The 26,740-nt window shown below is 41.9% G+C and carries 24 protein-coding genes; 1 reads left to right on the forward strand and 23 read right to left on the reverse strand.

The features are described 5' to 3' along the window. Positions 1–17 precede the first annotated feature (17 nt). Positions 18–917 (reverse strand): SPL family radical SAM protein, encoded by a 900-nt coding sequence (locus tag DFR60_RS18920; protein ID WP_110324297.1) that lies wholly within the window; start codon positions 915–917, stop codon positions 18–20. 215 nt (positions 918–1,132) lie between these two features. Between DFR60_RS18920 and DFR60_RS18925 the strand changes: the two genes are divergently transcribed. Further along, the gene (locus DFR60_RS18925) at positions 1,133–1,966 is read left to right on the forward strand and encodes a YihY/virulence factor BrkB family protein (protein ID WP_110324298.1); all 834 of its coding nucleotides are present in this window, start codon (positions 1,133–1,135) and stop codon (positions 1,964–1,966) included. 254 nt (positions 1,967–2,220) lie between these two features. Here the strand turns inward: DFR60_RS18925 and DFR60_RS18930 are convergent, their stop codons facing one another. From DFR60_RS18930 to DFR60_RS19030, 22 genes are all read right to left on the reverse strand, one after another. After that, a complete protein-coding gene (locus tag DFR60_RS18930) occupies positions 2,221–3,573 on the reverse strand; it encodes a sulfatase-like hydrolase/transferase (protein WP_110324299.1) in 1,353 nt (450 codons plus the stop codon). 28 nt (positions 3,574–3,601) lie between these two features. Further along, complete coding sequence (locus tag DFR60_RS18935; RefSeq protein WP_110324300.1) at positions 3,602–4,501, reverse strand: carbohydrate ABC transporter permease; 900 nt, start codon at positions 4,499–4,501, stop codon at positions 3,602–3,604. 10 nt (positions 4,502–4,511) lie between these two features. Further along, complete coding sequence (locus tag DFR60_RS18940; RefSeq protein WP_110324301.1) at positions 4,512–5,468, reverse strand: ABC transporter permease; 957 nt, start codon at positions 5,466–5,468, stop codon at positions 4,512–4,514. Between the two features lie 15 nt (positions 5,469–5,483). Continuing rightward, positions 5,484–6,416 carry a type 2 periplasmic-binding domain-containing protein gene (locus DFR60_RS30945; RefSeq protein ID WP_243005119.1) on the reverse strand — a complete coding sequence of 311 codons (933 nt, stop codon included), beginning with the start codon at positions 6,414–6,416 and terminating at the stop codon, positions 5,484–5,486. Next, on the reverse strand, positions 6,382–7,134 hold the full coding sequence (locus DFR60_RS30950) for a type 2 periplasmic-binding domain-containing protein (protein ID WP_243005120.1): 753 nt from the start codon (positions 7,132–7,134) through the stop codon (positions 6,382–6,384). The genes DFR60_RS30945 and DFR60_RS30950 overlap by 35 nt, the downstream gene beginning before the upstream one ends. Positions 7,135–7,472: 338 nt before the next feature. Continuing rightward, positions 7,473–9,422 (reverse strand): helix-turn-helix domain-containing protein, encoded by a 1,950-nt coding sequence (locus DFR60_RS18950; RefSeq protein ID WP_167437649.1) that lies wholly within the window; start codon positions 9,420–9,422, stop codon positions 7,473–7,475. A 346-nt stretch (positions 9,423–9,768) separates the two neighbouring features. Next, positions 9,769–9,975: a helix-turn-helix transcriptional regulator gene (locus tag DFR60_RS18955; RefSeq protein ID WP_110324303.1), complete on the reverse strand. Its 207-nt coding sequence runs from the start codon at positions 9,973–9,975 to the stop codon at positions 9,769–9,771. A 2-nt stretch (positions 9,976–9,977) separates the two neighbouring features. After that, entirely contained in the window at positions 9,978–10,418 is a 441-nt protein-coding gene (locus tag DFR60_RS18960) for a DUF3796 domain-containing protein (protein WP_110324304.1), read from the reverse strand. Between the two features lie 171 nt (positions 10,419–10,589). Continuing rightward, the gene (locus DFR60_RS18965; RefSeq protein WP_110324305.1) at positions 10,590–11,450 is read right to left on the reverse strand and encodes a fumarate hydratase; all 861 of its coding nucleotides are present in this window, start codon (positions 11,448–11,450) and stop codon (positions 10,590–10,592) included. Continuing rightward, complete coding sequence (locus DFR60_RS18970; RefSeq protein WP_110324306.1) at positions 11,443–11,952, reverse strand: fumarate hydratase C-terminal domain-containing protein; 510 nt, start codon at positions 11,950–11,952, stop codon at positions 11,443–11,445. The genes DFR60_RS18965 and DFR60_RS18970 overlap by 8 nt, the downstream gene beginning before the upstream one ends. 48 nt (positions 11,953–12,000) lie before the next feature. After that, positions 12,001–13,149 carry an HpcH/HpaI aldolase/citrate lyase family protein gene (locus DFR60_RS18975; protein WP_002603779.1) on the reverse strand — a complete coding sequence of 383 codons (1,149 nt, stop codon included), beginning with the start codon at positions 13,147–13,149 and terminating at the stop codon, positions 12,001–12,003. 46 nt (positions 13,150–13,195) lie between these two features. Next, positions 13,196–14,098 carry a peptidase gene (locus tag DFR60_RS18980; protein WP_110324307.1) on the reverse strand — a complete coding sequence of 301 codons (903 nt, stop codon included), beginning with the start codon at positions 14,096–14,098 and terminating at the stop codon, positions 13,196–13,198. Positions 14,099–14,134: 36 nt separating this feature from the next. After that, positions 14,135–15,259, reverse strand: coding sequence for a phosphonopyruvate decarboxylase (aepY, locus tag DFR60_RS18985; protein WP_110324308.1), 1,125 nt, complete (start codon positions 15,257–15,259; stop codon positions 14,135–14,137). 4 nt (positions 15,260–15,263) lie between these two features. After that, a complete protein-coding gene (locus DFR60_RS18990) occupies positions 15,264–16,250 on the reverse strand; it encodes an aldo/keto reductase family protein (RefSeq protein ID WP_002603776.1) in 987 nt (328 codons plus the stop codon). Further along, positions 16,243–17,607: an MmgE/PrpD family protein gene (locus tag DFR60_RS18995; RefSeq protein ID WP_110324309.1), complete on the reverse strand. Its 1,365-nt coding sequence runs from the start codon at positions 17,605–17,607 to the stop codon at positions 16,243–16,245. The genes DFR60_RS18990 and DFR60_RS18995 overlap by 8 nt, the downstream gene beginning before the upstream one ends. A 45-nt stretch (positions 17,608–17,652) precedes the next feature. Next, positions 17,653–18,891 carry an ATP-grasp domain-containing protein gene (locus tag DFR60_RS19000; RefSeq protein ID WP_167437650.1) on the reverse strand — a complete coding sequence of 413 codons (1,239 nt, stop codon included), beginning with the start codon at positions 18,889–18,891 and terminating at the stop codon, positions 17,653–17,655. A gap of 28 nt (positions 18,892–18,919) precedes the next feature. Beyond that, entirely contained in the window at positions 18,920–20,395 is a 1,476-nt protein-coding gene (locus DFR60_RS19005) for a lipopolysaccharide biosynthesis protein (RefSeq protein WP_110324311.1), read from the reverse strand. Between the two features lie 3 nt (positions 20,396–20,398). Then, entirely contained in the window at positions 20,399–21,691 is a 1,293-nt protein-coding gene (locus DFR60_RS19010) for a hypothetical protein (protein ID WP_110324312.1), read from the reverse strand. Positions 21,692–21,746: 55 nt separating this feature from the next. Then, positions 21,747–22,412 (reverse strand): sugar transferase, encoded by a 666-nt coding sequence (locus DFR60_RS19015; RefSeq protein WP_110324313.1) that lies wholly within the window; start codon positions 22,410–22,412, stop codon positions 21,747–21,749. Positions 22,413–22,483: 71 nt separating this feature from the next. Continuing rightward, positions 22,484–23,785, reverse strand: a complete 1,302-nt coding sequence (locus DFR60_RS19020; protein WP_207659551.1) for a DegT/DnrJ/EryC1/StrS family aminotransferase — start codon at positions 23,783–23,785, stop codon at positions 22,484–22,486. An 81-nt stretch (positions 23,786–23,866) separates the two neighbouring features. Continuing rightward, on the reverse strand, positions 23,867–26,083 hold the full coding sequence (locus tag DFR60_RS31475; RefSeq protein WP_207659552.1) for a polysaccharide biosynthesis protein: 2,217 nt from the start codon (positions 26,081–26,083) through the stop codon (positions 23,867–23,869). A 95-nt stretch (positions 26,084–26,178) separates the two neighbouring features. Further along, positions 26,179–26,526 carry a helix-turn-helix domain-containing protein gene (locus DFR60_RS19030; RefSeq protein WP_110324314.1) on the reverse strand — a complete coding sequence of 116 codons (348 nt, stop codon included), beginning with the start codon at positions 26,524–26,526 and terminating at the stop codon, positions 26,179–26,181. Between the last annotated feature and the right edge of the window lie 214 nt (positions 26,527–26,740).

Raw genomic sequence — 26,740 nt, forward strand, 5'->3', positions numbered from 1 at the left:
TCTCACTTTCTCTGTTTTCACTGCAGAAAATCAAACAGACTCATCTGGCTGTTTTCGTAATTCTTCTTATACCCGTGAATAATGTCCTTCATGCGGTACAGAATCCCGTATTTCTCACACTCTGCCGCGAATATGGCCCAGAGCCGCCTTGCCGCCGGACTCCGGCATTCGTAGCGTTCTCCGTACCGTTTTCTGTATTCCGCTGCCAGATCCCGCTCCGGAAACAGCTGCCCCAGCTTATCATAGTACCACTCCCTCTGATTATCACGGAGCGTCACACCAAAAGCCGCATAAATAAAAGAAGCTCCCGCCTCATGGGCCATTCTCACGACAGCCGTAATATTTTCCGGACTGTCTTCCAGAAATGGAAGGACCGGCATCAGCAGAATACCGGTAAACAGCCCTCTGGAGCTTAAGTAATCGATCAGTTCAAACCGCTCGGTCGAGGACGGCACGCCGGGTTCGATCTTCCCCGCCAGCTCATCATCCGCAGTCGTCACCGTCACTTTTAAGATTACAGGCGAATGCTCTTTTATGCTCTCTAAAATATCCGCATCCCTTTTTAAAAGAGTGCTTTTCGTGGCAATCCCTGCTCCGAAGCCGAAGGCGTCCACCAGCTCCAGCGCATGTCTGGTCAGCTCCAGCTCCTTTTCAAATGGATTATAGGGATCACTCATGGCTCCGGTGCCTACCACTCCGGTCTTCACCTTCCGCCGCAGATCATCCCGGACAATCCGAAGGGCGTCTTCCTTGGCCCGCACCGTGTCAAACCGTTCGATCCGATAGCAGGAAGACCGGCTGTCGCAGTAGATACAGCCATGGCAGCAGCCTTTATAAATATTCATATTATAATCGATGCCGAACCATTCGGAGCTCTTCGTCTTCGTCACGATGGTTTTCGCCGGTATATATTCCATACGCGCTCCCTTTCTGATTGATTCCATTAGTACCATTCTATCAAATGCAGTACGGTAGGGCAACTTATTTTCGAAAAATAGTTTGTTTTTCAAAATAATCCGGACTGTTAAAATGCTTTTGCCGATAACCTGATTTGAAATTCCGGTGTCTCGCTTGATATTTTTTTGCGGTCATGGTAATATTTTAGTTATATCATTAACAAAAAGGGGATATCATGATTGGATTAATACTGCGAGGCAAACAGATCTACGACAAATTCAGCAAGGATGAAATGACTGTTTACGCGGCTCAGGCGTCTTTTTTTACCATCATCGCGGCATTTCCGTTCATCATGCTGCTGATGGCTATGATCCAGTTGATACCAACGATAACAAAGTCCAACCTGCTGCAGGTAATTACAAGTCTGGTACCGGCCAACCTAAAGAGCCTGGTCTTCAGCGTCGTCGAAAATATCTATACCAACTCTCCCGCTACCGTTTTATCCGTAACGGCAATCGCCGCCATCTGGTCGGCCTCCCGCGGCATGCTGAGCATCGAGCGCGGACTGAACCGTGTATTCGGGAAACAGAAGAAGCGAAATTACGTGGTGACAAGGATGATCTGCGCCGGTTATACGATTGTGTTTATGCTTATCTGTATACTGACACTGGTACTTCTGGTTCTTGGAAGTTCGATTCAGGGTTTTGTTGAGGGCCATTTTCCGGTCATTGCAGAGATCACCCATTACGTTATCAGCTTTCGAACCGTGCTCCTTCTGATCCTGACGATCTGCTTCACTTTCCTCTATACGTATGTGCCGGAAAAGAAGCAGCATTTTAAAAAGCAGCTGCCCGGCGCCATTTTCTCCACACTGGGTTGGATCGCATTTTCATTTGCCTTTTCCATTTATTTTAACAATTTCAGCAATTTCTCTGTTATGTACGGGAGCCTTACGGCTATTGTGTTGCTGATGCTGTGGCTGTATGTGTGTATCTGTATACTGTTTCTTGGAGCGGAAATTAATTATTTTTATTCGGGGGACTGGAAGGAGCAGAAAAAGTCCGGTTGATCGTCAATTAAAATCAGAAATCCGGGCTGTATGCAGGAAAGTTTAGAATTAGAACGGTCTATATAATCGTTGAAAATCCCAGGATACAAACAGTCACTAATAGATGTTAAGTAGACAAATCAGGTTTCCGGGAGCCAGGCCTCATGTACGAGGAACGACTCTCCTGTTAGAGAAGATTAATAAGTCAAGGCCAGGCGGCATCCCGCCTGTTCTTGACTTACGTGGAAAACTTCGCACTCGAATCTAATTCCCAGCTACAATACCTCTAACGGAAGCGCCTCCTGCGGTGTCCCATACTTCTGATGGTGTTTTCTGATCTTTTCCAGCAGTTCTTTTACCACATCATCATAATTCGGATTTCCATACAGGTTATCCTGCTGCATTGGATCTTCCTTCCGGTCAAACAGTATGTGGCCCTTAAAATTTCCTCCGTTCCAGCCCTCCCCCACATAAGCCAGTTCATAATTCGCTGTAATAATACCGGTACGGGGTACATCACTGGGATGAATATACGTTTCCCTGACGCCTCCCTCTTTGCCATTTAGAAGGCAGGAAGACCAATCACAGCCATCTGTCTCAAAAGTATATGGAATTCCTGCCAGACCGGCCAGTGTCACCCCGAAATCCACAGCATTAAAATATGTATGATTCACCGATCCGCGGCAGCCTTCTCCTGGCATGGAAATCACCATAGGCAGATGGTATACGCTTTCATACAAATTATTCTTCTCCATCAGCCCATGTTCTCCCATATACTCTCCGTGATCCGTGGTAAATACGATTATAGTATTGGCCCATAACTCATTCTCTTTCAAATAATGGAGGATTTTCCCCACATTATCATCAACGCACTTCACCATTCCCAAATAGAGGGCTTTCATCCTCCGCAGATGGCCTTCCCGTTCAAACAGCCCTCTTGGAAAATAATGATTTCTTCCCCACTCATCAAACTCCGCCCAGTCCGGGAGGTCTTTCTCGTAAAATGTTACCGGAATCTCTACGTTAAGCGGATCAAACATCTTGTTATAGGGGGATCTCACACTGTAAGGCTGATGAGGGTCCGGTATACTCACCATATGGAGAAACGGTTTATTCGCATCACGCTCTTCCAGACATTTTATGGCCTCATCTGCCAGCCAGTCCGTGGTATACGACTGACTATCGCCAACCTCTTCCCCCGGTATCACGGTTCCATTCTCTTCCCTAATCGATTTGCAGTGCCCGATCTCAATTTTATACTTCCACTTTTCGAAGCCAAGCGGATTATATTCCCCCAGCGCTTCCCCCAACTCCCTATGGCCTGCTAGATGCCATTTTCCGGTATAACAGGTTTCATAGCCTGATCTGACAAATGCCTCCGCAAAGCCATGTTCCGCCATACCTACCGGAACACCGTTACGGATTGCCCCGTTATGGTGCGGATATCGTCCCGTCATGAGACAGCCTCTGGAGGGCGTACACACAGCGCTGGATGTATAACATTCCTCCAACAAAACCCCTTCTTTTGCAATTAAATCAATATTTGGTGTCAGGATTTCTCTCCCGCCATAGCAGCTGAGCACATCTCGACGCAGCTGATCCGCATAAATAATCAAAACATTCTTCATAGGTCTCCTTTCCATTCACCGGATACATCTATCCTTTTACCGATCCAATCATAACCCCCTTCACAAAATGCTTCTGTACAAACGGATATAAGGCAAGTACCGGCACCGACGATATGATGATTACACTGTATTTAATGGTCCGCGCAATCTGTTTCATCAATTCAAAAGATTCCGGATCCATAGTGGAGGGATCTACCATCTGCCCCGTAATAAGGATATCCCGCAATATGAGCTGAAGGGGGTACAATTTATTATCAGTTACATAAATTAAGCCGTTGAAGAAAGAATTCCAGTGCCCTACCGCATAGTACAGCGTCATAATAGCCACAATCGATTTAGACAACGGCAGCACAATCGATAGAAAATACCGAAAAATTCCACAGCCATCAATTTCCGCGGCTTCCTGAAGCTCAAGAGGAAGCGTATTCATAAAAAAGGTCCGGCATAAAATCAGGTTAAATACAGAAAATGACCCTAAAATCATCAGCACATATGGGGTATCGACAAGATGCAGCCCTTTGACCACCAGATACGTAGGAACCAGACCCCCGGAAAAATATTTGGTAATGATCAGCATCTTCATAATCAGTCCTCTTCCCGCCATGTCTCTCCGCGATAATGCATACCCTGCAGGAATCGTAATAAACAAAGCGATAAGTGTACCGAAAAATGTATACCGGATGGTGTTATAATATCCCGTATAAATTCTTTTATCTGACAGCACATACTTATACCCCTCCAGCGTAATCCCCTTTGGCCAGAACAACACCTTGCCGTTGGCAACCAGATTAGGGTCACTAATCGAGGCAATCACTACAAAAAACAGCGGATATAATACAACAAGCGTAATCATTATCATAAACGTATATACGAATATTGTAAAAATAGAGTCTGCCGGATTGCTCCTTATTTTGTTTAATAATTTCATCTCCAGCCTCCTACCATAAACTCACATCTGACATTTTTCTGGCAATACGGTTTACCGCCAGTAGCAGAATCAGATTTATTACATTATTAAAGAGGCCGATTGCGGCCGAATAGCTGAACTGGCCTCCCTGGATACCAATCTTATAAACGTAGGTCGATATAATCTCTGAATAATCCAGATTTATGCTATTTTGAAGCAGAAATGCTTTCTCGAATCCCACCTCCATGATCTCTCCGGCACGCATAATCAGCATTATAATCATAGTGGGGACTATGGAAGGAAAATCAATATAACGAAGCCTCTGGAACTTGCTTGCCCCATCCACTCTTGCTGCCTCATGAAGCTCCTGCCCTACTGAAGAGAGAACCGATATGTAAATAATGGAACCCCAACCGATATTTTTTATAACGTCCGACCATACATATATGTGACGGAAGTTTTTGGGATTTGATAAAAATCCAACCGGTTCAATACCTATCAGTTTCAATAACTGATTGATAATCCCATCGCTCGAAAGGAAAATCAGAAGCATACCGCAGAAAACCACAGTAGATATAAAATGCGGCGCATAAGTAATCATCTGAACTGATTTCTTCATCTTGTTATGCGTAATATAATTTAGCAGCAGTGCGAACACGATAGGAAGCGGAAATCCTGCGACTAAAGAATAAACACTAAGTGCCAGCGTATTTTTTAGAAGTGAACTAAATTGATAGGATTCAAAAAATGTCTTAAAATGTTTCATACCAACCCAAGCGCTTCCCCAAATACCATCAAGCGGTTTATAGTCTTTAAACGCAAGCTGAATCCCATACATAGGAATGTAATTGAATAATACAATATAAACAACCATAGGGAGTATAAACAGATAGCATACCCAGCTTTTTTTTAACATACGGAGGCTGCCGCACCGCCGCAGTTTTGCTGCGGCAGCGCCCTCCTTTTTATTATGAATGAATGTTTTCATGAGTATCCCTCCGTATTATCGCTTTGCATACTCGTCAACGTATTCCTGACAAAGCGCAGTATACTCATCCACCTTTAAGCTCTCAAGTGTCTTTAAATGAACCTCCCATTTCTCTTCATCAATTCCATTGATGACAGAATCTGCAATAAACTTTTTTAAGTAATTATCAATATCAGCAATAAGAATGGTTCTTCTCTCTTCATTTTCCTGTGTAGCCATTCCCCGCGGAAGGTCTATAACCCCATACTGCACCTGTTCAATAACCGATTCACGCTTCCAGTTTGGCTTAGGAGTTTTATCATCAAACTGCAGTGCCTCATCATACTCCCTCCTCCACAGAGAAGGGGTCATGCCGCCGAAGGATACTGCTTTCCTGTATTCCGGAGCTGTCTTGTATCCACCGCTGCTTTGAAGCACCTCATCAGTCAAGGTAAGGAATTTGGGAATCTCCTTCCCATTTTCATTGAGGATTTCCCATCTTACCCCTTCTTCCCCACGTCCCCATACCATAGCCTGTTCCAGAGAAGAATTGACATAGTCATACCATCTTACCAGGACCTCAGGTTTCTTACAGGACTTAGTGATAACAAATCCACCGGATTTTGACACATTATTTAGATTGATCATCTGCGTCCCGTCTGGTCCTTTTAATACAGGAAGAGGGCGATAACGGTCATGTCCAACACTGCCATTATCAACGCTGCTGTCAGTTCCACTGTAATTAGCCATTAAACCGATTACATCTCCGGCTGCACCTCTGGCAGCATACTGTTCTTCACTTATAGTAAATACCTCTTTATCAATCAGTCCTTCCTGGTATAAGTCATGAAAATACGAAAGTGCATCGTAATACCCTCTCTCCCGGGCACTGAATGTAACTTTATTGTCCCTGGTAAACACATGAGTAGCATTTTCAGGTACCCCCCCATGATCCAAATACATTTCCAATGGAGTCTACACCACCCCACGCTTGCCTGAAGGTAAACGGAATTTCATCCTTCTCTCCATTTCCATTCGGGTCCAGATCGCGGAAAGCAATTAAAACCTCCTTTAATTCCTCCGGTGTCTCCGGAACCTCTTTTCCTACAGCCGAAAGCCAGTCCATATTGATCCATAACTGGGCACCTATCTGGTTTTCCAGGGATTCATCACCAGTGGGAAGTGCATGGATTTTGCCGTCCGGGGCAATGAGCGCCCCTGGATAATCGTCTCTTGCATCAAAAAATGCTGTAACTGCCGGTGCGTAGGCTTCCAGATAATCATCAAGAGCAACCACCTGCTCATAATATTTTGCCATTTCCACCGGACCAATAATAGCATCCGGCAGGCTGTCGGTACTGAACATAATATTGATTTTCTCTTTCCAACCGGAACTCGGAATCTCAATCCACTCAATATGCACATTCGTTACCTCTTCGGTATCGATGACACACTGTTTTTCTGCAGCTGTGCGGATAGTACTCATCTGCTGAACCGCAATCTTAAATGTTTCCTTCTCATTTAAGATGGGAAGTCCCTCGGCATTAAAATTATCTGCTGTCTTTATCGTTTCTTCCTGATTCGCCTCAGTTCCCTTATCCGATTTACCGCAGCCCCCTACTATACTTCCAGCTGCAATCACCGTCCCCAACAGCAACGCTCCCAATCTTCTATATTTTTTATCCACTCTGTCATCCTCCTGAACATTTATATTTTTGCTTCACCTAAAGCTACACATCCGGCCGGTTGGCGCCCACCGGTCATCGCTATTTCCTGTTAATTTCAGCATACTCCCGCCAATCTCTGTTTGTCTATCTCTTATTGTTGAAATAATTATTATTTTTCTTCATTTTTTCTGCTAAATCAGCTGTTTTATACTCTTTTTCAACAAACAGTGGTCGTTTTTTTATTTCAACCATCTGAATTTGAAATTCAACAAAACGAGAGACATAAGGATTTCAATCGGAAATCTTAATGTCTCTCTGATGTTAAAACTATTACACCGGCTCTGCCTAATTTTTTTACTTATCCCTGACGCTTTTTCTCCCGGTACTCCTTTGGCGTCATTCCCTCATACTTTTTAAACATATTGATAAAGACGGTACTGTTGCCATAACGGAGTATCTCGGCTATCTCACTGATTTTTTTATCACTTTCCGATAAGAGTTCCCTGGCTTTTTCCAATTTTAACTGGTCTACATACTGTGAAATACTAGTGTCCATATTTTTCTTAAAAAAATGGCTCAAATTTGATATAGATGTACCAAAACATGCTGCCATATATTTTACCGTAAAATTCTCATCCAGATAATGTTCATGCATATAAGTCAACACGTCGGCAATATTCTTCTTTCGATACCCGGAATCCGCTGCCTCGCCCTTCTGGGGAACCATCTCTCTTTTCATTAGCGCGGACTCCAGAAGCTCCCGCACTGCATTCCGGTAACCCTTTTGATTAGAATCATACAGAATCTCAGTATCCAGATTCAACAGACGGGCCACTTCACTGCCAACCAATACTGCCACTGCTTCGTCGGCTTCAGACACCGCTATCTCCAGTTCTTTTAAAAGAACTCCCTTGCGGGCATCATCGCCGAGAGCTGCCGCCTCTTTTAATGCCTCCAGTTCCATTTTCGGATAACTGCCGTTTTGATACTGTTCCCGCCTGATCTCTCTCATGATCTCTTCATAAGAAGCCTTAATCATCCCGGTATTCTCCGTAATCTCGCCTGCCTTAAACTCTGCTCCGCGATTCTCAAACTCCGTCAGCGCCCCGGCTGCGGCCTCCCTCTCTTCGTCTGAACAGACCAGATAGACGCACATGTTCTCAAAGATACCAATTGCGTATGCGTTGGAACATCCCTCCTGCCGGCTCAGCCCCTCAAGCCATAAATTCAGTTCTTCATTCTCTTTTATCTTTTGAAAAACTATAATATATTTCCATTTTCGATTTAAAAGAATACCGTTTTCAAGACATTTTTCCCACAAAAAATCGCCTTTCTCTACCTTCACACTCAACAGTTCATAGAGACAACTTTCCGCACGCAGCTCATTGCGTTCTCCCTTCAGCAGAGCATTGTGTGTCATCAGGTCCTGAAACATCGTATACCGCTTTCTGGAATAATAAAGTGCAAGAATGATGCCTATCAACAAGGAGCAGCATAGCCATATTCCGTAACTCTTGAAGTAAATCCACGCATCCTTAGATGCCTCTTTTTTTGAAAGGATGCTCCAAACATTAAAGCCGGCGTCCATATCCATATAATAAGCTTCGTACCATTTTTCTTCAATTTCATTTAAATCTGTTCCCGATGTACTGTAAATGGTTTTTCCCAAATAAGTGATTCCGGTAATCCCCTCTTCCTTTAGCTGTGAGAACTGCTCCTTCAGTTTTTCATCCCGGATTGTATATAGCAAATATCTCCCCTTATCGCCATCCTGTGCCGCCGGATCGCTCAGCTGATAGAGCAATACAATTCCACTGCTGCTTCCTCCGTAAAGCTCTGCTCTTCCCGCAGCCAGCCCCTGCCCATTCGTCTGCTCCAACAAATTTTTATCAAGCCGGCACTGCTTGGAGAAAAACAGAGTCTCGCCCATAGTGCCGCCGGAAGTAAATACCTTTTTTAGATTCGCATTGTAGAAATAGATACGCTCAACAAAAGGAAACAGGGATTCTTTTTGTTTTAAATCATTTATTATATCCAGATAAGAATCCGGGAAATCACTTTCATATCTGCTATATACTTTGCTGTAACGGAAATCTGTATTATATGTCGTAATTACTGAAACCTGTTGCTTCCAGTAATCTACCTGCTTCTCCATTGTTATGTATATTTCATTTACCAACTTTTCATAATGCTGTTTTCTCACAAGCCCGAACACACTGAGGCTGATTACCATCATTGGAATCAGTAATATAATATTATAGGTAATAATAAACTGCATAAAACTTATATTTTTCTGTTGTTTTACCATATCTTCTCCTACTTCATATAAAGCCATTTAAGGGCTTCACTAAGTCTTGCAACAGACCGCATCTCTAATGGGAAGCGATCCCCACTGCTGCTTATGTAAAGTTCTCAGTACCCCTAACGGTGAAAACCCTCTTTATCTGCTACAATTATATGCTATATTGGACTATTTTTAAATAGAAAGTTCAGCATTTATAATATATGGCATTATAATAGAGGACATACCCTTTAGGGATACCTCCTCTATGACTGAAAATTTATAAGATATAATGCTATATGTCCGCCCTTCCCCAGCTTCGAAACATCTTTAGTCATTCTGCCATACCCTCACAGTACAGCTGTCTAATTGGCTATTCCTCATCGAAAATAAACAGAACCTCAATCGGTGCTTCCACTTCTCTAGATATATCAATCGCCAGCTTCAGCGATGGATTGTATCTGCCCGCTTCCAGGCGCATGATAGTTTCCCGTCTTACACCGACTTTTTCAGCCAGTTGTTCCTGGGTCATCTCCTTCAGTTGTCTGTACTTCTTAAGATTGCATGTAAATTCCCCCATGGCTACTCTCCATTTTCAAAACGGTACAGCAGGTACTGTTGAAGAAACAGCGATAAGCCAAATGCAAAACCGATAACAGCAATTAAAAGTTTTAGCATCACATATGGATTATTGATCCGAAATGCCGACATAGAAAGAAGCGCCACAGCAATAATCAGGGTAAGGGCCACTTTGTTAGCCATAGCACTGGCTCTGTTCTCGTTGGCTAAATAACGCTCATCAATCATCGTACCGGACATCTTCCCCTCATAGTAAAAACCGAAAAATCCAAAAAAGCAGAAAAATATCAGCGGAAATGGTACAGGCAAAATACCCTCTTCACGAAAAAACTGGGGCAGAAAACCCAGAAATCCCGACAACCCCAAAAAACCTAACAGCCCCATCTTCGGACTGATTTTTCTGGTAAATGTGGGTTTTTGACCCGCGGAGTATTTATTATTCATGGCAGCCTCCTTTTAGTGATATATTTATCTCTTTATAGGATAAATATATCACTTTTCTGTACTGATTGTCAACCCCCTTGCTTTTGAATTCTGCTTACTATCATTTATAGTCTTCACTTGTAATCTATCTTTTACTATTCCCTTCGAATCCAGCCCTTCCGCCAGCATCATCTACAAATCTACGGTGGCGATTCTTGGTTCAAAACAACAAGCCGGACGGACGCAAATAATCCTTACACCACTGGCTCTCTGAGGACCAACCTTCATAAATGTAGCGATTACACTGGTCTTTCCATGGAGTCCAAGCGGACCGATATCAGCCTCATTCACCCTTCTGGTAATCTCCTGCTCCATTTCCGACTGAACATCGAATTTTCCATCCACCTGCGCCTGAAGCATCATGGATGTTGCTTCAAAATGGCTTCTGCCAATGCCAACTGCAAGAGTACATGGAGAACAGCCCAATTGAGAGACTCCCTCAATCGCCCACTTTACGATTTCATTCAGCACCACATCTGTGCTGTGCTTATGAAATACACGATACGTTTTTCCTCTGATCGCAGGACCACCACCAAACATCAGTATATGAAGCCTTACGACATTATCTCTACATCGCCTGATAAGTATCGGAGCCGGCTCCACACCTGCACTTTCTGGATTTAAACCACCAGATTGGTCGATTCTCTGACTGTCATCTCCCATAATCGCCATAGGACGTCCTGGCAGTTTTTGTAGTCCTTGTGCTATACCTTCCTTGATAGCATCCAGCATCCGTCCACTTACTGCCGCATCTGGCCCTACTTCAAGTACCATATGCGGGATTCCAGTATCGTCGCAAAGAGGGCTATGATTCTTTTCTGCTGCATTGGCATTCTCCAATATAGTCTCAAGAACCCACTTTGCCTTCTCATTGGTTTCATTAGCTATCGCTTTTCGATAAGCTTCTTTCTTATCCTCTCGAAACGTTGACCCTGCCTCTACCAGCATGTTTCGGACAAGAGAAACTGTCTTTTCATAACTAAATTCACTCATAGATACTCCTCCCATGCGCTGCTGCAATAATAGCAGGATACCCATTCACCTTAAGCCGATACAAGGCCTCCATCCCCAATTCCGGAAAAGCAATCAATGTCTGTTCTGTCGTCTTATCCCCTAACAGCGCCGTCACTGGGGGGATTACCGCATACACCGCATTGTTTATATCCAAGGCCTTTATCGTTTCTTTATGAATCTGGCCCTTTCCAAGATGCAGCTTCACACCAGCCTTTGACAGTGGCTCTATACTGCTCTCGATTTCCAGTTTATTACTCGATGTAGGACCTACTCCCGCCGGGCTCACTGCTGTATGAAAAATAACACTTCCTTTTAAATCATACCCGAGTGTATGAGACTTGCTTTCTTCAATCAGCCTAACCACCTTCGGCAGCACAGCATCCCGTCCACAAAGAATATATCCTGTAATCAGCACGGTATCCCCAACCTGCAGACTTGCTGCCGCCACTTCAGAAATCGGTGTGTTTATCTCAATCTCCATAGTGTCCTCCAATCCTTTTCCACTGTGTTGGTTCCCTGCCCAGGCCCTTTAGTCATTGACTGCAAAAAGTCTCACATATGCGCCTTCGTTTTCAATCACGCCAAAAGCACGCGCGCGATTATAGATCTTCACCGCCCAATTTGTATGCGGCTTGATCTCGTTCATTTTATTCGCACCACTGCCTTTTACCACACCGCCTTCACTATGGCCAAGGATCATACACGCATCATCATACTCTTCCTTCGTAACTGCCATCAGCGCATTGACAAATTTGACATGTGTCGGATGAATCACGGTACGTCCTACAAAGCCGTTGGCTTTGTCCAGAATCACTTCGCGAAGAAGACCATCTATCTCATTGTTCACAATTGGCAGCCGCTTCATCAGATAATCTTCCAGCCCATGTTTCGGAAGTTCTTCAAACATTAATTCCTTCGGCGCACGGAAATACTCCCATACAGGTCCGGAAATCACATAATCGTTATCCCGTCCACAGACATTGATAATATCTGTCAGGCATTCGCGGACGGTCATAATGTCGTAAATGGAATAATCAACACCCCTGCGCACGCCAAATACTGAGGAGAAATCTGTACCGCCAACCCGTACCTGTAAGACCAGTTCGCGATATTTGTCAAGAATCTTCTTGATACCTACCAATTCCGATATACGTGTCTCCTTGTAGGCTACTTCCGAGTCCTCAATGATTGGCATGCCATACAAAATCTCCTCAAGGCGGTCGTTTAGATCCTGCAAATAAGCAAAATATTCGTACCCATTTTCTGCATTAAACTTAGGGAAATTAATGCCGCACAGCGATCGCGCTTGTTTTTTGGTCAGGCCCTGTCCAAAATGTTTAAATTGTGTGAGATTACGTATGCGCACAAAAATAAGCGGAACCGCTTCCGGCGCCAGATTCCCCTTATCCACAGCATCCGTTACCGTATCCAAAAGCCGGTATACATTCTGCTCTGCTTCCTCCACCCGATCTTCCGGACAAGCATCCTCAAAGCACAAAACAATGGTCGTAAGTCCAGGCATAGCACCTCCAAGGATCTTCGGTGCAAAATCCTTGATACCAGGCATATACATCGTAGCGCCAAGGCAATACTGCAGCAGCTCCCTATCGGTATATTTATTGAATTCCTCCGGTTCTACTAAAAACTTGAAATCTTTGTTATATAGATGGTGTCTCATCTTTTTTATCCTTTTCTTCTATGTATTTTATCATTGCTTGACTTTTCTATATTAAGCTCCCCTTCGGTGACCACACAGCCTCCGGATAATACTCGTCAATCATACGTTTCACAAGCACGCACTGCTTTGCCCTCTTTCTAGCGTCATCCTCCGTGCTGTCCCAGCTGTGTGTAGCCGCAACAGAGCCTCCTGTTTTTAAATAGAGCGGTGCTGCGATCCGTATCATATCCGGCACCTCATAGTGACGGATAAACCCACCCGTGGACTTCGGATTTTCAGTATGAATGTCAATCGGACAGTCCACTGCCTGACGCATTGCCGCCAACATTTGGAGCTGTATATCACGAACTGGATTGATGGAATCAGCACCAATGCTCTCCAGCACCTTTGCCGATGCCGGGTTACCATGGCCGGCATGAGCCGATACCTTAAAATGACAGTCCGCGGGGATCTCCCCTTCCTTTCTCATCTGATCCAGCACCCACAGGCAGCCTTCATCGTAAACGAGGAATCCCCTGCAACCGATTCCAGCAGCCCGTTTTACATCTTCTACTGCTCTTACGATCTGCTCCTGCCCTCGAAGACGGTACCCCATACGGACTCCTTCTTCGGTATGGACCGAAGCAGATGTATCTGTCGTTGCTCTTGGCCCTATGGCAAGGATCAGATCTGTCTCCCATTTATGTGCAAGCTCTACCATCCTCTCGATTTCTTCATCCGTAAGGCGCATAATTCCCTGTGTTTGTGTTACTCTGTGAAGATAAAGTCCATAGGAATCCATTGCCTCCAGAAGTGCCCTCATCACTTTCGGTCCCTGAATTCCCGGAACCTCAAATCGATACTGCCCATTGTCTTTAAATCGTTTTTTTGATTCAGGAAGGTCATAAGCATCCCCTCCTGGCAGACCGATTGTTTTTAGAAATTCTCTCGTTTTGTCCATACTGTTCATCGTCTATCCATCCTTTCACTCAAGATAACTCACACATTATCTATTCAATTCTTCTATCATGGCATCAATGGCTTCTCTATGGGAAAAATCCAGCGGAGGCAGTTTTCCACTCAGCCCTTTATGAATACGCACATCAATAAAAGAAGCTTTTCCACAGTCTTTCAACGCAGCGAGTGCAGCGATCAGTTCCTCTTTTCCCGTCACAGGATGATGCACCGTTTCATATCCGCAGGCCTCCGCGATCTTTGTAAAGTCAATTTTATAACCAGCAGATGGCTGGCCTCCTACCGATTCATGTGCGCCATTGTTCAGAATAATATGTAAATAATTCGGCACATGCAGCTTACTAACCATAGTCATGGCACCCATATGCATCATAGCAGCAGAATCGCCATCCAATACCACTACCTTTCTCTCCGGTTTTTCCAATGCTATTCCTAATGCTACAGAAGAAGCATGCCCCATAGAACCGACATTCAGGAAATCGTTTTCCTTGCTTTCATTTCTTCTTTCACGCAGAAAGAATAACTCCCTAGTAGCCCGACCAGTTGTTGCAGAATAAACAGTGTCCTTCGGCATTTGATCCAAAATCACCTCTATGGCCGCCTCGCGGCTCAAGGGATAAACAGTCTCTTTGTTGTTTATCTTCTCCCCAGCCATGACCTCCTTGGGGGCAATCAGTGCATACGGTTTGCGGTTAATCTTACAGTAATCGACGGCGTACTTGATACTCTCTATGAATTGGTTACTATTATCGGAAAGCACACGGTAAGGAATATGCATAATATCCAGAAGTCCCTGTGTAATCTCCCCCTGCAGTTCATGTTGTGGCCAATCCCCTGTCCCCGGCTGTCCACGCCAGCCAATTAGTAAAATCATCGGAACGGAATAAACATGCTCATCTACAAGTGATGCCAGGGGATTCACGATATTTCCCATACCACTGTTCTGTAGATAAACCAAAGGAATCTCTTTGCTTGCAAAATAGTGACCTGCTGCAATCCCCACCGCGTTTCCCTCATTGGCAGCAATAATATTCCGGGCTGGAAAGTTATTAAGCGCATAGTTGCAAAATCCGTTCAGATAAGAATCTGGTACTCCTGTAAAAAAAGTCACTCCATGCTTTCTTAATACATCAAATACAAGTCTTTGATCTAACATTTTACTATATCTCCTCCCCTTGTTTAGCAGCAGGATTTCCTTTAAACAGCGTAAAATATTCCGGACTGTCTGCTTTACTGATGTCCCAAGCTGCGTTAAATGCCTCCACGACAGCTTCCGGCAATGGCCCTGCATTTAAGACCTCGACGTTCTGTTTTAAATGATCCAGCTTTGAGGCGCCGATCAGAATTGCATCCCCTCGATCGGCCCTTAACATAGAATGATAGGCAAGCCATCGGTATGTTGCTTCAACGGTTGTAATCTTGTGTTTAACCACCGCCGTTTTGATTACTTCTACCGCGTCAAAATAGCTTTTTTTCCAGTAGCGTCTCTGATAGTTTGGTCTATGTGTAAAACGGCCATCGGTTGGCTCTTCCTCAAATTTACCATATCGCCCCGTAAGAAGGCCGCCGGCCATCGGGTTATATGCACAAAAGCGCATTCCAAACTGGTTCAGCGCCGCGTTAAGTTCCACCTCCGCTTTTCTCGTCAATGGATTATAAATGCCTTCATATACGGTAGGCTTAACCCAGCCATTCCTATTACACCGATGCCACACATCCGCCGCCATCCACGCCGGAAAATTAGAAAGACCAAGTTCCTTAAATTTCCCCTGTCTATGGAGGTCTGCACAGGCTTCCAATACAGAATCAACCGGGGTAAATGGATCCGGAAAATGCAGATAGAAAGTATCTACATAGTCCACTCCCAAACGAATAAGAGACTCATCTAACTGCTTATAGGCTGCCTCACCGTCCAACTTACCGGAAATTCGCGGATTCACTTTAGTAGAAATCTTTATTTTATTTCTATCTATTCTCCTCAAAACATTTCCCAGCAGTTTTTCACACGCTCCTTCGTTATAGACATAGGCTGTATCCAGTTCCTTATACCCTAAATCCAGAAATGTATAGACAAATCGTTCCACCTCTGGATAAAACACAGACTCTCCAAAGGTCATTGTTCCAAGGATTAAATTAATGCTACTCACGAGACACCTCCTCTCGGCACTCAAAAAATTTTAAAATATCTTTCACCGTTACTCCGTCTTTATGCACAAAGCCAAAAATCTTTCCACCGATATTCGGCTCTATACCAGCATATTTCATTAATTCATCATATCGTTTTCTAAACTCCTCATCATTCAATGGATTTTCCGGTTCACCTTTTGGAAAATCAACCCGTTCAGACATAACACCGTTTTTTGTCTTGATAGCAACAACAGCAGCCTGGATTTTCGGAAATACTTCACTCAGTTTCTCATCTGTAACTACATGGATTTTTTTTGTCAAAGAAAGTACATTCTCATCCTTTACACTCTTCTCATCAAATTCCTGAAGACCTGCCCTGCCATAAATAATACCTGCTGCCGTACTATATGGAATGCTCATTTTGGCAGAATATGACCCCAGTATCTCTGTATGGTCATGGCCATTAACTGCCAGTGAATACGTTTTAATATCAATCCTTTCTACTTCCTCCGCCTTCAAGCCATACTTGTTTCTGAGATGGATTGCGGCTTCAACAGAAGGATGTGTGTATCGACATGATGCGTAGGGCTTGGTATAGCTCTTCATAATTGCATAAGTACCGTTTAGAAGTACCTGCTTCAGCTCTATGTCTTCTTGACCCGTCATCATCTTAAAATATCCTCGATTTCCTCCTAACGGATCTGGATGTCCTTTAAATCCTGCCTTTGCCATCTGAAGAGAGGTTAGGGCAAGCAGCACCGTTTTCGCCACATTATATGGTTTTAGCTCCGATCCATCATCAAGTACCTTCAGCATGCCTGTAGCAGAAACACAAGCTATAGCAAACGCCTGAAACCTTTCCTCTTCTGTGAAGTCCAGCATATAGGACGCCGCTATCGTTGCTCCCAATACACCGCAAGTACCTGTGGCATGAAATCCCAGTTCTTTATGCCTTGGTTGAATAGTAACCGCCATCGTATAGGAGGCCTCATAGCCAATCACCGCTGCTTTCAGCATATCTTCGAGTTTTATGTTGTATCTCTGCGCCAATGGTAACAGGAGCGAAAAAATAGGAGAGCCCAGATGAATAATTCCTGAATTCGTACCATCGTCAAAATCTAAGGCATGTCCGTTTAAACCATTGAGGAACACAGCTTCTTTCAACGCCAGACATTCCATGATTCCAATCACCGTGAATTCCCCTGGTTCCGGGGCAGCAAATTTTATGTACTCTTTTATTTTTTTGCTCTGAAATTTCGCTCCCGCCGAAGTAACAGCAAGATAATCCAGTAACGATTGTCTTGCTCTAGAAAGTACTGTGTCTGGAATTTCCTTAACAGTATTAATGCTTTGCAGAAATGCTATAGATTTATTCATATCGTTTTTTCACCTTAATTTTCCTGAAATATTTTCTCTATTTCTCTAATATGATTCTGTAAGATCAATCAATAAATCATGTCTCATAATATCATTTCCAGCTACATCAAGTATTTTTACAGACGCTACAAACTCTCTGTGTTTCTTATTGAATTCTTCTATTGTATCCGCCTGAATTGTTACACCCGCCACACGATCACCGCTGCTGGTAACGGCGCCTGTAAATATCGTTCCCTTTGGACGAATACAGCGGTAATCCGAGATATTACCTAATTGAAGTTGCTCTTCAAAACCTTCCAGGTGATCAAACACTCCTGGTTTGCAATAGATGAAATCATTTACAATATATTGGTTTTCAGGAGGACAGATATTAATTTCCGGTTTTATTCCCATCGTCAAATCTATCACACATTTTATTACATCAACCCCACAGGATCTTTGGATTAATAGCCACTTCATTGCACCTCCTGTCCGTGCACAAAATTCAAGAACCGTAACCTTATTCCCATCAGTGAGCATCTGAACCAGCATTGGCGCATTCTTTATTCCAAATGCATCTGCTATTTTCTGGGATACCCGCTCTATTTCAGCACGAAGCTCTTCCGAAGCATGAACAGGATATCGTCCTCTAAATATAACAAATTTATCAGCATCCTTTACCTTCTCGCTATTGGAGACACAAAGAGTATGGGCTATTCCGTCAACAATAAAGAGATCCACACTTATTTCTTCGCCTTCGAAAAATTCTTCAACAATAACATTTTTTGTTCTGCTGATCTGAACAGCAGATTTAAATGCAGCCCTAAGTTCCTTTTCATTGAGTACCTTACGGACTCCCTTAGAACTGTAAGCATCAACAGGTTTAACAATCAACGGGTAACGCAGATGTTGTAACAGAGCTAAGTCCAGTTCCGCCATTACAACATATTTAGATGTCGGGATTCCATTTTCAACAAAAATCCTTTTCATCAATTCTTTATCAGAAACCAGTTTTGCAGTTTCATAATCAATATACCACGGCAGTCCCAACATTTCTGAAACTTGAGCCACCACAAGAAGAACCTGATCGGCACATACTGTAATTAAAAAATCTACATTTTCTTTTATTGCAATATCTTTGACAGCAGCGGTATCAAAAATATTGATTTTATAAAATATATCTGCATATGTTCGTGCTATCGCATTTTCATTTCCATCAAGTAAAATTACTTTTATTCCGTATTTCTTTAATTCATTTATTAATGTTATCTGAGGCAAACCACCCGAAACAACCAATGCTTTCATCTTTATTAACTCCTTATTTAGATTCATTTCATTTTGAACTTCTAAATTTTCGTATTAATTTTGTCAGTTCTTGTCTCTTAATCACGATTATCGTGCAACCAACTACAAATATCGCCATAATAAATCCAATTCGGATTACTGTATTCCTATAAAGAATCAAAGAGGCGGGTATAAAAGCCACGCTGATGCCAAGAATAGCAGTCATATCCTTTACAGGTACAATCATCTGCACCTCCAATCTCTGAGTTGCAACATAGTGCATAAAAATCAAAATCAACTGGCAAATAACAGTAACGTAGCATGCCGCCTGATATCCGAATATGAGGACTCCAATTACATCCCCTACCACATTCATGACCGCCACAATCAATGTAAAAAATGCCGCATAATGCGTTTTTTTATGATATGTCTCAAGATTAACAAACTGTGATGATAAAGCAGTAAATATGCCGCTGAGCATATTTGCAGGTAGCACATAGATACTTTGTTGATACCCTTTTCCTCCCAATACTTTTACAATTTCTGGTCCAATCAGCAAAACACAAAATGTGCAAAACACAATAAACCACATATAAACACGAAATGTCTTTCTGACTTCACTGTATGCTTCTATCTTTAGCTTGTCAAAAAGCCAAGGAGCCCATGCATTATTTAATGATTGCACAAAAATCAAAACTATATGGGTACATGAGGCCGCCAGTACAAGCCAAGCGACTTCTTCTGAAGTTCCAATCTGCTTAACAACTACTCTGTCAGCTGTCAATAAAATCTGGCTTCCAAGGAAACTGAAAACCAATGGAATTCCAAGTGCTAAAGCATACTTCCAAGAACCTTTCATGTAAGTAATACTTTTCCGCAGAAAATACACGTATAATATCAGCCCCACGAAAACGTAAGGAACGTACTGTCCTAAAATCCGTCCAAGCAGCTTGTCCTCATCCAGAAAATAGACGAGGCCTACTGCAATTAGTGTAGATCCAATAATCATGATAAACGACAATGCTGCGCTGAATTTATAGCGATACTCAATTCGTTGTTTTGCTTGAAACATCTGAAATGCTGGTTGAGCATATAAGTATGCAAACATAATAAGTATATATTTCCGATCAAGTAAGAATAACTGGTCAAAAAAATGAGGAAACAATAGATATACTCCAAGCATGACTGTTGTAATCAATGTACTCAATAATAGGCATGATGTAATATAACTATTTAAATATTCTCCTTCTTCATAATCAAAACGTGCTCTATTTAATGTCGCATAAATCTCAACTCCACATATAATCAAAAAAATAGATTGCCAGCTTGCAAATACTGAGAAATCACCGTATTCACCTTTTGTCATTAACCTTGTAAATATGGGAATAGTGATAAAAGACATGGCTCGCGTCAAAAAATTTGATATTATATACCAGAAGCTGGTTTTTACCAGTAACTTTTTACTAATGATATTGCTGTTTCTACCAGTCATAATTTTTCTTCTCTCTGTATAATCATCTTTCATTGATTATCCATATTTTGTCTTATTCTTTACTTTCATATGGTAAGCATTCATAATAACAATAACAAAATACATCATGTAAAATGTACCGTGTGTATGTGCAGTAAAAAAAGAAATAATTACGATAATCAAGCTTGTCCAAAGTCCTGCCCCCTTCAGTTTAAATATTCCAGGGGCATAAAAAAGATATGATAACACAAGGCCAATCACACCGTATTTATATAGCGTTGCATAAAATCCAGATAAATTAAAATTGATTTCATTTACATTTTCAGTCACACCCATCAGTAATGTTTTTCCTGACATTCCTTGCACAAGTAAACGTGCCAAACGTGTTCGCCCTTCAATTGCGGTTGAACTGCCTGTACTTCCGGAACTAAAAATCCTCAATACCATGTTTCTGAACACTTCCACCTGGGTATATGCAATTATTAATAAAATAAGAATGGATATGAGAATTATAATATTCTTTCCTGAGAATAAATTCTTTAACTTAGCAATATTCTCACGGCCATTTTTACTGTTATAAAGTGCAAAATAAATCCCCCAAATTCCAATCGCAACAGCTGCTGCCATACCAGACGTAGACAGTATCATTGCTGCAGAAACTAATACAGCGATTCGTTTTCTTCTTTTGTTTATATTGGGTGACAACAATAACAGGCATAACACAGGAAACGTATATAAAAACAGATGCGATGGTTCTAAGAAAAAAGCACTAGGCCTATAAAAGCCATTGCTTCTGCCATTAATTCCATACAAACCGGTTTGAGCCCCCAATATCCATTGGCTGCTCTCAGGCAACAGGAGAGAAGTCGGTACAAACTGAAGGTGAACCCCTGCCAAGTAATACAAAATATACTGTACAATCAAACAACTACCTGCTGCTGTACTAATTAATGTAGTACATTTCATGAAGTATTTTATATTTATACAGCCACACGCAATTGCCAAAAAAACAACAATAATAAATAGTGCATACAAAGTCTTCCCTGCATTAATTGTATGATCAACCATCTTATATAATTGAAATAACAGCAACGGTGTTATTGCTAAAATGCAGTATGGATCATAATCTGTTTTTCTCAGTTTAACCAGCAATTTCAAAGTAAGAAATGGGGACATTAAAAGTAGCATTGAAAGTCCGGCATTCGCATATATTCCTTTGTAATGTTGTAAAATCGGGCCAACTGCAAGAAAAAAAGCGAATAATTTATCCAATGAAGACGTATTATTTAAGCCGTATGTAATAGCACCATCATATAGATTATCTCGAAATCCATAGATTCTTAATTTCATGCATACGCCCTCCTTAATTCTAAATAAAAGCTTATAACCACTAAAAATTCAGCTATTATAAAAAGTTATTTTTCCCAGCATCAGAGTCCGCATCCGGTACATAATGTTTTGAAAAACGATCAACTCCCCGATATTCTGGTATCACATCTGTGCCTTCTTTTCTAAACACTAAAAAAATTGTTTTTATAATAATTTCTATATCCAAAATCACATTGAAATTTTTAATATAATTAAGATCATATTGAATGCGTTCTGGCCAACGAATGTTATTTCGTCCCTTCACTTGAGCCAATCCTGTCACTCCAGGTCTCATTTCAAACCGTCTTAATTCTTCCCCTTCGCAGCGCTCCATCTGATAAACCAACATTGGACGAGGTCCGACTATGCTCATAGTTCCATTCAATATGTTGAATAATTGTGGTGTTTCGTCTAAACTAGTTTTTCTTAAAAATTTTCCTATCTTAGTAATGCGATTCTCAGTCATTATTTCCTTTCCATCATTATCATACGTTTCAACAATCATTGTTCGAAACTTATACATAGTAAAAGATTTTCCATTCTTACCTGCTCTCACTTGCCTAAACAATGCAGGACCTTTCGAAGTCAATTTTATTGCAATAGGTACAATAATATATACTGGTATCACCAAAAGTAATGCTATACAAATCAAACTGACTGTAATATCAAACATTCTCTTTATAAATAAATTTATTTTTCCCATACAAATATCATCTTTCTTACTACAAAATATGGTCCTTAATTCTATCTGATCTTAGAGCTCTACCTCTAATATTACCGAAAACACCTTCGAATTATCTCAACAACACAGTCTACCTGTTCCATAGTCATTTTATTGTCACTCGGCAAACATAGTCCTCTTTCAAAGATATCCGCGCTCACATCAGCTGCACTTTCTACTGTAATATAAGCGTTGCTCTGTCCTCTGCCATTTCCATTTTTCGTGATAAATCCATGTCTCCTGTAAATCGGCTGCATATGCATAGGTTTCCAAATCGGACGCCCCTCTGCATTAAACGCTGACAGCGCTTCCAGAATTTCAGTGGGACAAGATTTTCCAGTTTCACTGATATAAAGTGTTTCTTTATCACTGCGTATCTGCTGACACATGGACGTTTTTTCAATAATTAGACAACTCAGCCAATAATTTGGATCACCATTGTCCACCGGATTCATTTTCACCGGAAGATCTCGCAGCCCTTCTCTGTATCTCTCATAAATGGCCTTCTTCTGCGCTCTATGTTCTTCTGCATATGGGAGCTGCCCGCGTAACACTCCTGCAATAATATTGCTCATTCGATAATTATAGCCAACCTCCTCATGCTGGTACCACGGAGCATCCTCTCTGCTTTGTGTGGACCACTTCCTGGCCTTGTTTGCCCACTCTAAATTATCAGTCAAAAGAAGTCCGCCACTGCTGCCTGTTATCAGTTTATTTCCGTTTGCAGACAGCACCGAAACATCTCCAAAATTACCAGTTTGAACACCTTTATATGTGGCGCAAAAAGACTCTGCGGCATCCTCAACAATCAAAGCATTATGAGCATCTGCAATTCTTTTTATCTCATCAATCTTTCCAGGAGTTCCGTACAGATGAGCAACTACAATAAGTTTTACCTCCGGATAAGTTTCAAAGGCTTTCTCCAGCGCAAGCGGATCCATATTCCATGTATCATACTCAGTATCAATAAATATCGCTTCTCCGCCTTCATAAGCCACCGGATTTACAGTGGCATCAAAAGTCAAATCCGTACAAAAAATTCTGTGACCTTCCAAAACTCCATGACCTACTTTCGGCTGACCATAGAGTTTTTCTCCACACAGCTTCACCGCCAGATGAAGTGCCGCCGTACCGGAAGATAATGCTACCGCATATTTACAGCCAACCTTTTCTGCTACCATGCGTTCCACTTCATTAATATTTTTCCCAACTGTTGAAACCCAGTTGGCACGAATTGCTTCATCTACCCATTTCTGTTCCTCACCGTGCATAGTAGGTGAGGAAAGCCATATCTTGTTTTCAAACGGAGAGATTCCTTTGAACCTGAGATCCTCCAAATACCATTCTTTCTTCATAACACTTTTATCTCCTCGAAAAATATCTCTAACTTCATTACTATTATCTTGAAATTTAGCATTACTACTGCTATATCTGTACTATGATAAATACATATCAGTAACTGCCGCCTCTGCCACCGCATTCCCAATATGATTTTTCAATACAACTTCATTCCCCGTAGGTTTTTCCCCCACCGGACAAAATGTTGGAATTATCTTCTCTACCATCTCAACAATAATATCGCTGTTTTCATAACTCGCTTTCGTAAGCGCCTCCAATTGTTCCAAAAATACACTTTTATCAAACGGAATGGGCTTCCCTATATGAATCAGCTTATTAGCGGTTTTCATCATTCCCTCTTCAGCCATAAGTTTTTCCTCAAATAGCTTTTCTCCTGGTCTTAAGCCAGTATATGTCAAAGGAATATCAATCCCTGGTTCATATCCTGATAATTTGATCAAGTTACGGGCAAGTGTATCAATCTTAACAGGTTCTCCCATATCCAAAACAAATATTTCACCGCCTTTTGCATAAGTCCCCGCCTGCATTACAAGGCTGACAGCCTCTGGAATCGTCATAAAATAGCGAACAATATCCGGATGGGTAACAGTAACCGGCCCTCCTGCCTCAATCTGTTTCTTAAACAACGGAATAACTGAACCATTGCTCCCGAGTACATTTCCAAAACGAACTGCCACAAATTGTGTACCTTTTCTGTCTCCGTCACCACCATGCAGTTTTCCATTTTCATTAACATTTACATTCTTATTATCCGCCTCACCGGAACCACCAGTCTCATTTTCCTTTTCCACATCATAAACTGCCCTCTGATCCAATGGCTCATGTACCACTTGGCCCGCTATAACTTTTTTACTGTGTGCATGCAAAAACGGCAGTTGTTCCATTTTGCCTTCTTTACTAATCGCATCCATACTCTGGATAACCATCTCGCAGAGCCGCTTACTTGCTCCCATGATACTTGTTGGATTTACTGCCTTATCCGTACTAATCAGTACAAAACGCTGAGTACCATGGCTCAAAGCAGCATAGGCCGTTTTATATGTACCCACAACATTATTCTTAATTGCCTCATTTGGACTGGTTTCCATCAGAGGTACATGCTTATGAGCAGCCGCATGGTATACGATGTCTGGCTTATACTTCTCAAATACCATATTGATTCTTCTGCTGTCCCGCACCGAACCAATCAGAACAATCAAATTCAGCTTATCCTTATATTTTCTTCTCAGTTCCTGTTCAATGTCATAGGCATTATTTTCATAAACATCAAAAATAATCAGCTGTTTCGGCTCGTGGTCGGCAATTTGACGACACAACTCACTTCCGATAGACCCACCGCCACCTGTGACAAGAATGGTCTTCCCTTTGATATACCGGAATATTTCTTCCATGTTTACTTTAATCGGTTCCCTGCCTAGCAAATCTTCTACAGCCACAGCCTTCATTCTGCTTAGTGATACTTCTCCATTTGTTAGCTGATAAATTCCCGGCAGACTCTTTAGTTCGCAGTGAGTCTCTTTGCATATATTTAAGATATCTCTCTTATTTTTCGGAGAAGCAGTTGGGATCGCCACTAAAATCTGATCTATCTTATATTTCTTTACTGACTCCATAATAGAATCACGTCCACCAACTATAGGCACCCCTTCTATGAAACGCCCCCACTTATTTTTATTATCATCAATGACACAGCATGGTTTTGAACATACTTCCGTAGAGCTTTTCAGCTCCTTTAATATCACCTGGCCTGCGGCACCAGCTCCGATTACCATAACATTATGAACAGCATTCATACTCCGTTCTCTTCGAGTCCGTTCAAGTGTAATATAACGATAGGCAAATCGCACAGCTGCTACCAAAGCCAGCTGCATAGCAGCACCAATCACATAGTAAGATATTGGCATACGTTTAATAAATACTGTAATACACACGGTGTGAAACACCGTGGTAATTACGCTTGACGCAAATATTCGATTTAATTCACTAAAGCTGGCGAATCTCCACAGACTCTTGTACAGATGCAGAATATAAAAAACAATTAATACAAACACCGTATAAAACGGTGCAAATCTTAAATATGAATCCAGGTACACATGTGGAATATTTGAGAAACGTAAATCAAATCGCAGCCACAAACCAAAAAAGTAAGAAAAATTTACTGCGATTACGTCATATATGATGAGATAGAAAGCGATTACTTTCCAATGTTCGATATGTTTTTTGGGGGCTTTATTACCAGTTACAGGGTTAATCATTTCGCTGTTACTTTTACACTCATTCTTATTTTCATTCATTGTACTTCATACTCCATTCTTCCCCTCACCTCAAAAATCAAGGTTATATACTCCTAATATTTCACTTAGCATAGATTTGGGATATCATTTTATCGTCAACGTTCCGGCATAGATTCCAAATAAACCTTCAACAGATTCACCGCCCCCTCGCGAATGCGTCCATTGCAGTGGGACAATCTATTTACAATCTGCTTCTGTTCATCCAGCCGGTCGCCGCTGTCATCAGACGAGGCGCCGTAGATCAGATAATCCAGTGACAATCCCATCTCCTCAGAAAGAAGAATTAATGTCTCAACAGACATGCCGCATCGGCCATTCTCAATATCCCGGTAATACCGGCCATTCTTCCCGATTCTTCTTCCCATTTCCTCCCCGGTCAGTCCCATTTCGCGTCGACGGCAGCCCAGACGCTTGCCTACTTCCTGCCTGTTATAGGTAACCATTTCATCCCGCCTTTCGCCCAAACAACATAATAAATATTATGTTGTATATAGGACGACAAGTCGCCTGCTACTTACATTCGGATAACGGGGTTTTAAAAATTCATTCACATATTTTAGGGAATTTTGGATTTTAAGAGTTGTAAAAAGTCGAAATGCGTGCTAGTATAATATGGAGTTTCGGTTTAAAACAGATATTATAGTTATACTTACAACA

The sequence above is a fragment of the Hungatella effluvii genome (genome assembly GCF_003201875.1).
GTDB lineage: Bacteria > Bacillota > Clostridia > Lachnospirales > Lachnospiraceae > Hungatella > Hungatella effluvii.

Bases quoted from the DNA above. Each gene is read 5' to 3' on its own strand.
- DFR60_RS18935 (WP_110324300.1), bottom strand. From the start codon at position 4,501: ATGAAATTATTAAACAAAATAAGGAGCAATCCGGCAGACTCTATTTTT.
- DFR60_RS19000 (WP_167437650.1), bottom strand. From the start codon at position 18,891: ATGAAAGCATTGGTTGTTTCGGGTGGTTTGCCTCAGATAACATTAATA.
- DFR60_RS19020 (WP_207659551.1), bottom strand. From the start codon at position 23,785: ATGAAGAAAGAATGGTATTTGGAGGATCTCAGGTTCAAAGGAATCTCT.
- DFR60_RS18930 (WP_110324299.1), bottom strand. From the start codon at position 3,573: ATGAAGAATGTTTTGATTATTTATGCGGATCAGCTGCGTCGAGATGTG.
- DFR60_RS19005 (WP_110324311.1), bottom strand. From the start codon at position 20,395: ATGAAAGATGATTATACAGAGAGAAGAAAAATTATGACTGGTAGAAAC.
- DFR60_RS18975 (WP_002603779.1), bottom strand. From the start codon at position 13,149: ATGAGACACCATCTATATAACAAAGATTTCAAGTTTTTAGTAGAACCG.
- DFR60_RS19030 (WP_110324314.1), bottom strand. From the start codon at position 26,526: ATGGTTACCTATAACAGGCAGGAAGTAGGCAAGCGTCTGGGCTGCCGT.
- DFR60_RS18965 (WP_110324305.1), bottom strand. From the start codon at position 11,450: ATGAGTGAATTTAGTTATGAAAAGACAGTTTCTCTTGTCCGAAACATG.
- DFR60_RS18920 (WP_110324297.1), bottom strand. From the start codon at position 917: ATGGAATATATACCGGCGAAAACCATCGTGACGAAGACGAAGAGCTCC.
- DFR60_RS31475 (WP_207659552.1), bottom strand. From the start codon at position 26,083: ATGAATGAAAATAAGAATGAGTGTAAAAGTAACAGCGAAATGATTAAC.
- aepY (WP_110324308.1), bottom strand. From the start codon at position 15,259: ATGTTAGATCAAAGACTTGTATTTGATGTATTAAGAAAGCATGGAGTG.
- DFR60_RS18940 (WP_110324301.1), bottom strand. From the start codon at position 5,468: ATGAAAACATTCATTCATAATAAAAAGGAGGGCGCTGCCGCAGCAAAA.
- DFR60_RS18995 (WP_110324309.1), bottom strand. From the start codon at position 17,607: ATGAATAAATCTATAGCATTTCTGCAAAGCATTAATACTGTTAAGGAA.
- DFR60_RS18980 (WP_110324307.1), bottom strand. From the start codon at position 14,098: ATGAACAGTATGGACAAAACGAGAGAATTTCTAAAAACAATCGGTCTG.
- DFR60_RS18960 (WP_110324304.1), bottom strand. From the start codon at position 10,418: ATGAATAATAAATACTCCGCGGGTCAAAAACCCACATTTACCAGAAAA.
- DFR60_RS19015 (WP_110324313.1), bottom strand. From the start codon at position 22,412: ATGGGAAAAATAAATTTATTTATAAAGAGAATGTTTGATATTACAGTC.
- DFR60_RS19010 (WP_110324312.1), bottom strand. From the start codon at position 21,691: ATGAAATTAAGAATCTATGGATTTCGAGATAATCTATATGATGGTGCT.
- DFR60_RS18970 (WP_110324306.1), bottom strand. From the start codon at position 11,952: ATGGAGATTGAGATAAACACACCGATTTCTGAAGTGGCGGCAGCAAGT.
- DFR60_RS18955 (WP_110324303.1), bottom strand. From the start codon at position 9,975: ATGGGGGAATTTACATGCAATCTTAAGAAGTACAGACAACTGAAGGAG.
- DFR60_RS18925 (WP_110324298.1), top strand. From the start codon at position 1,133: ATGATTGGATTAATACTGCGAGGCAAACAGATCTACGACAAATTCAGC.
- DFR60_RS18950 (WP_167437649.1), bottom strand. From the start codon at position 9,422: ATGGTAAAACAACAGAAAAATATAAGTTTTATGCAGTTTATTATTACC.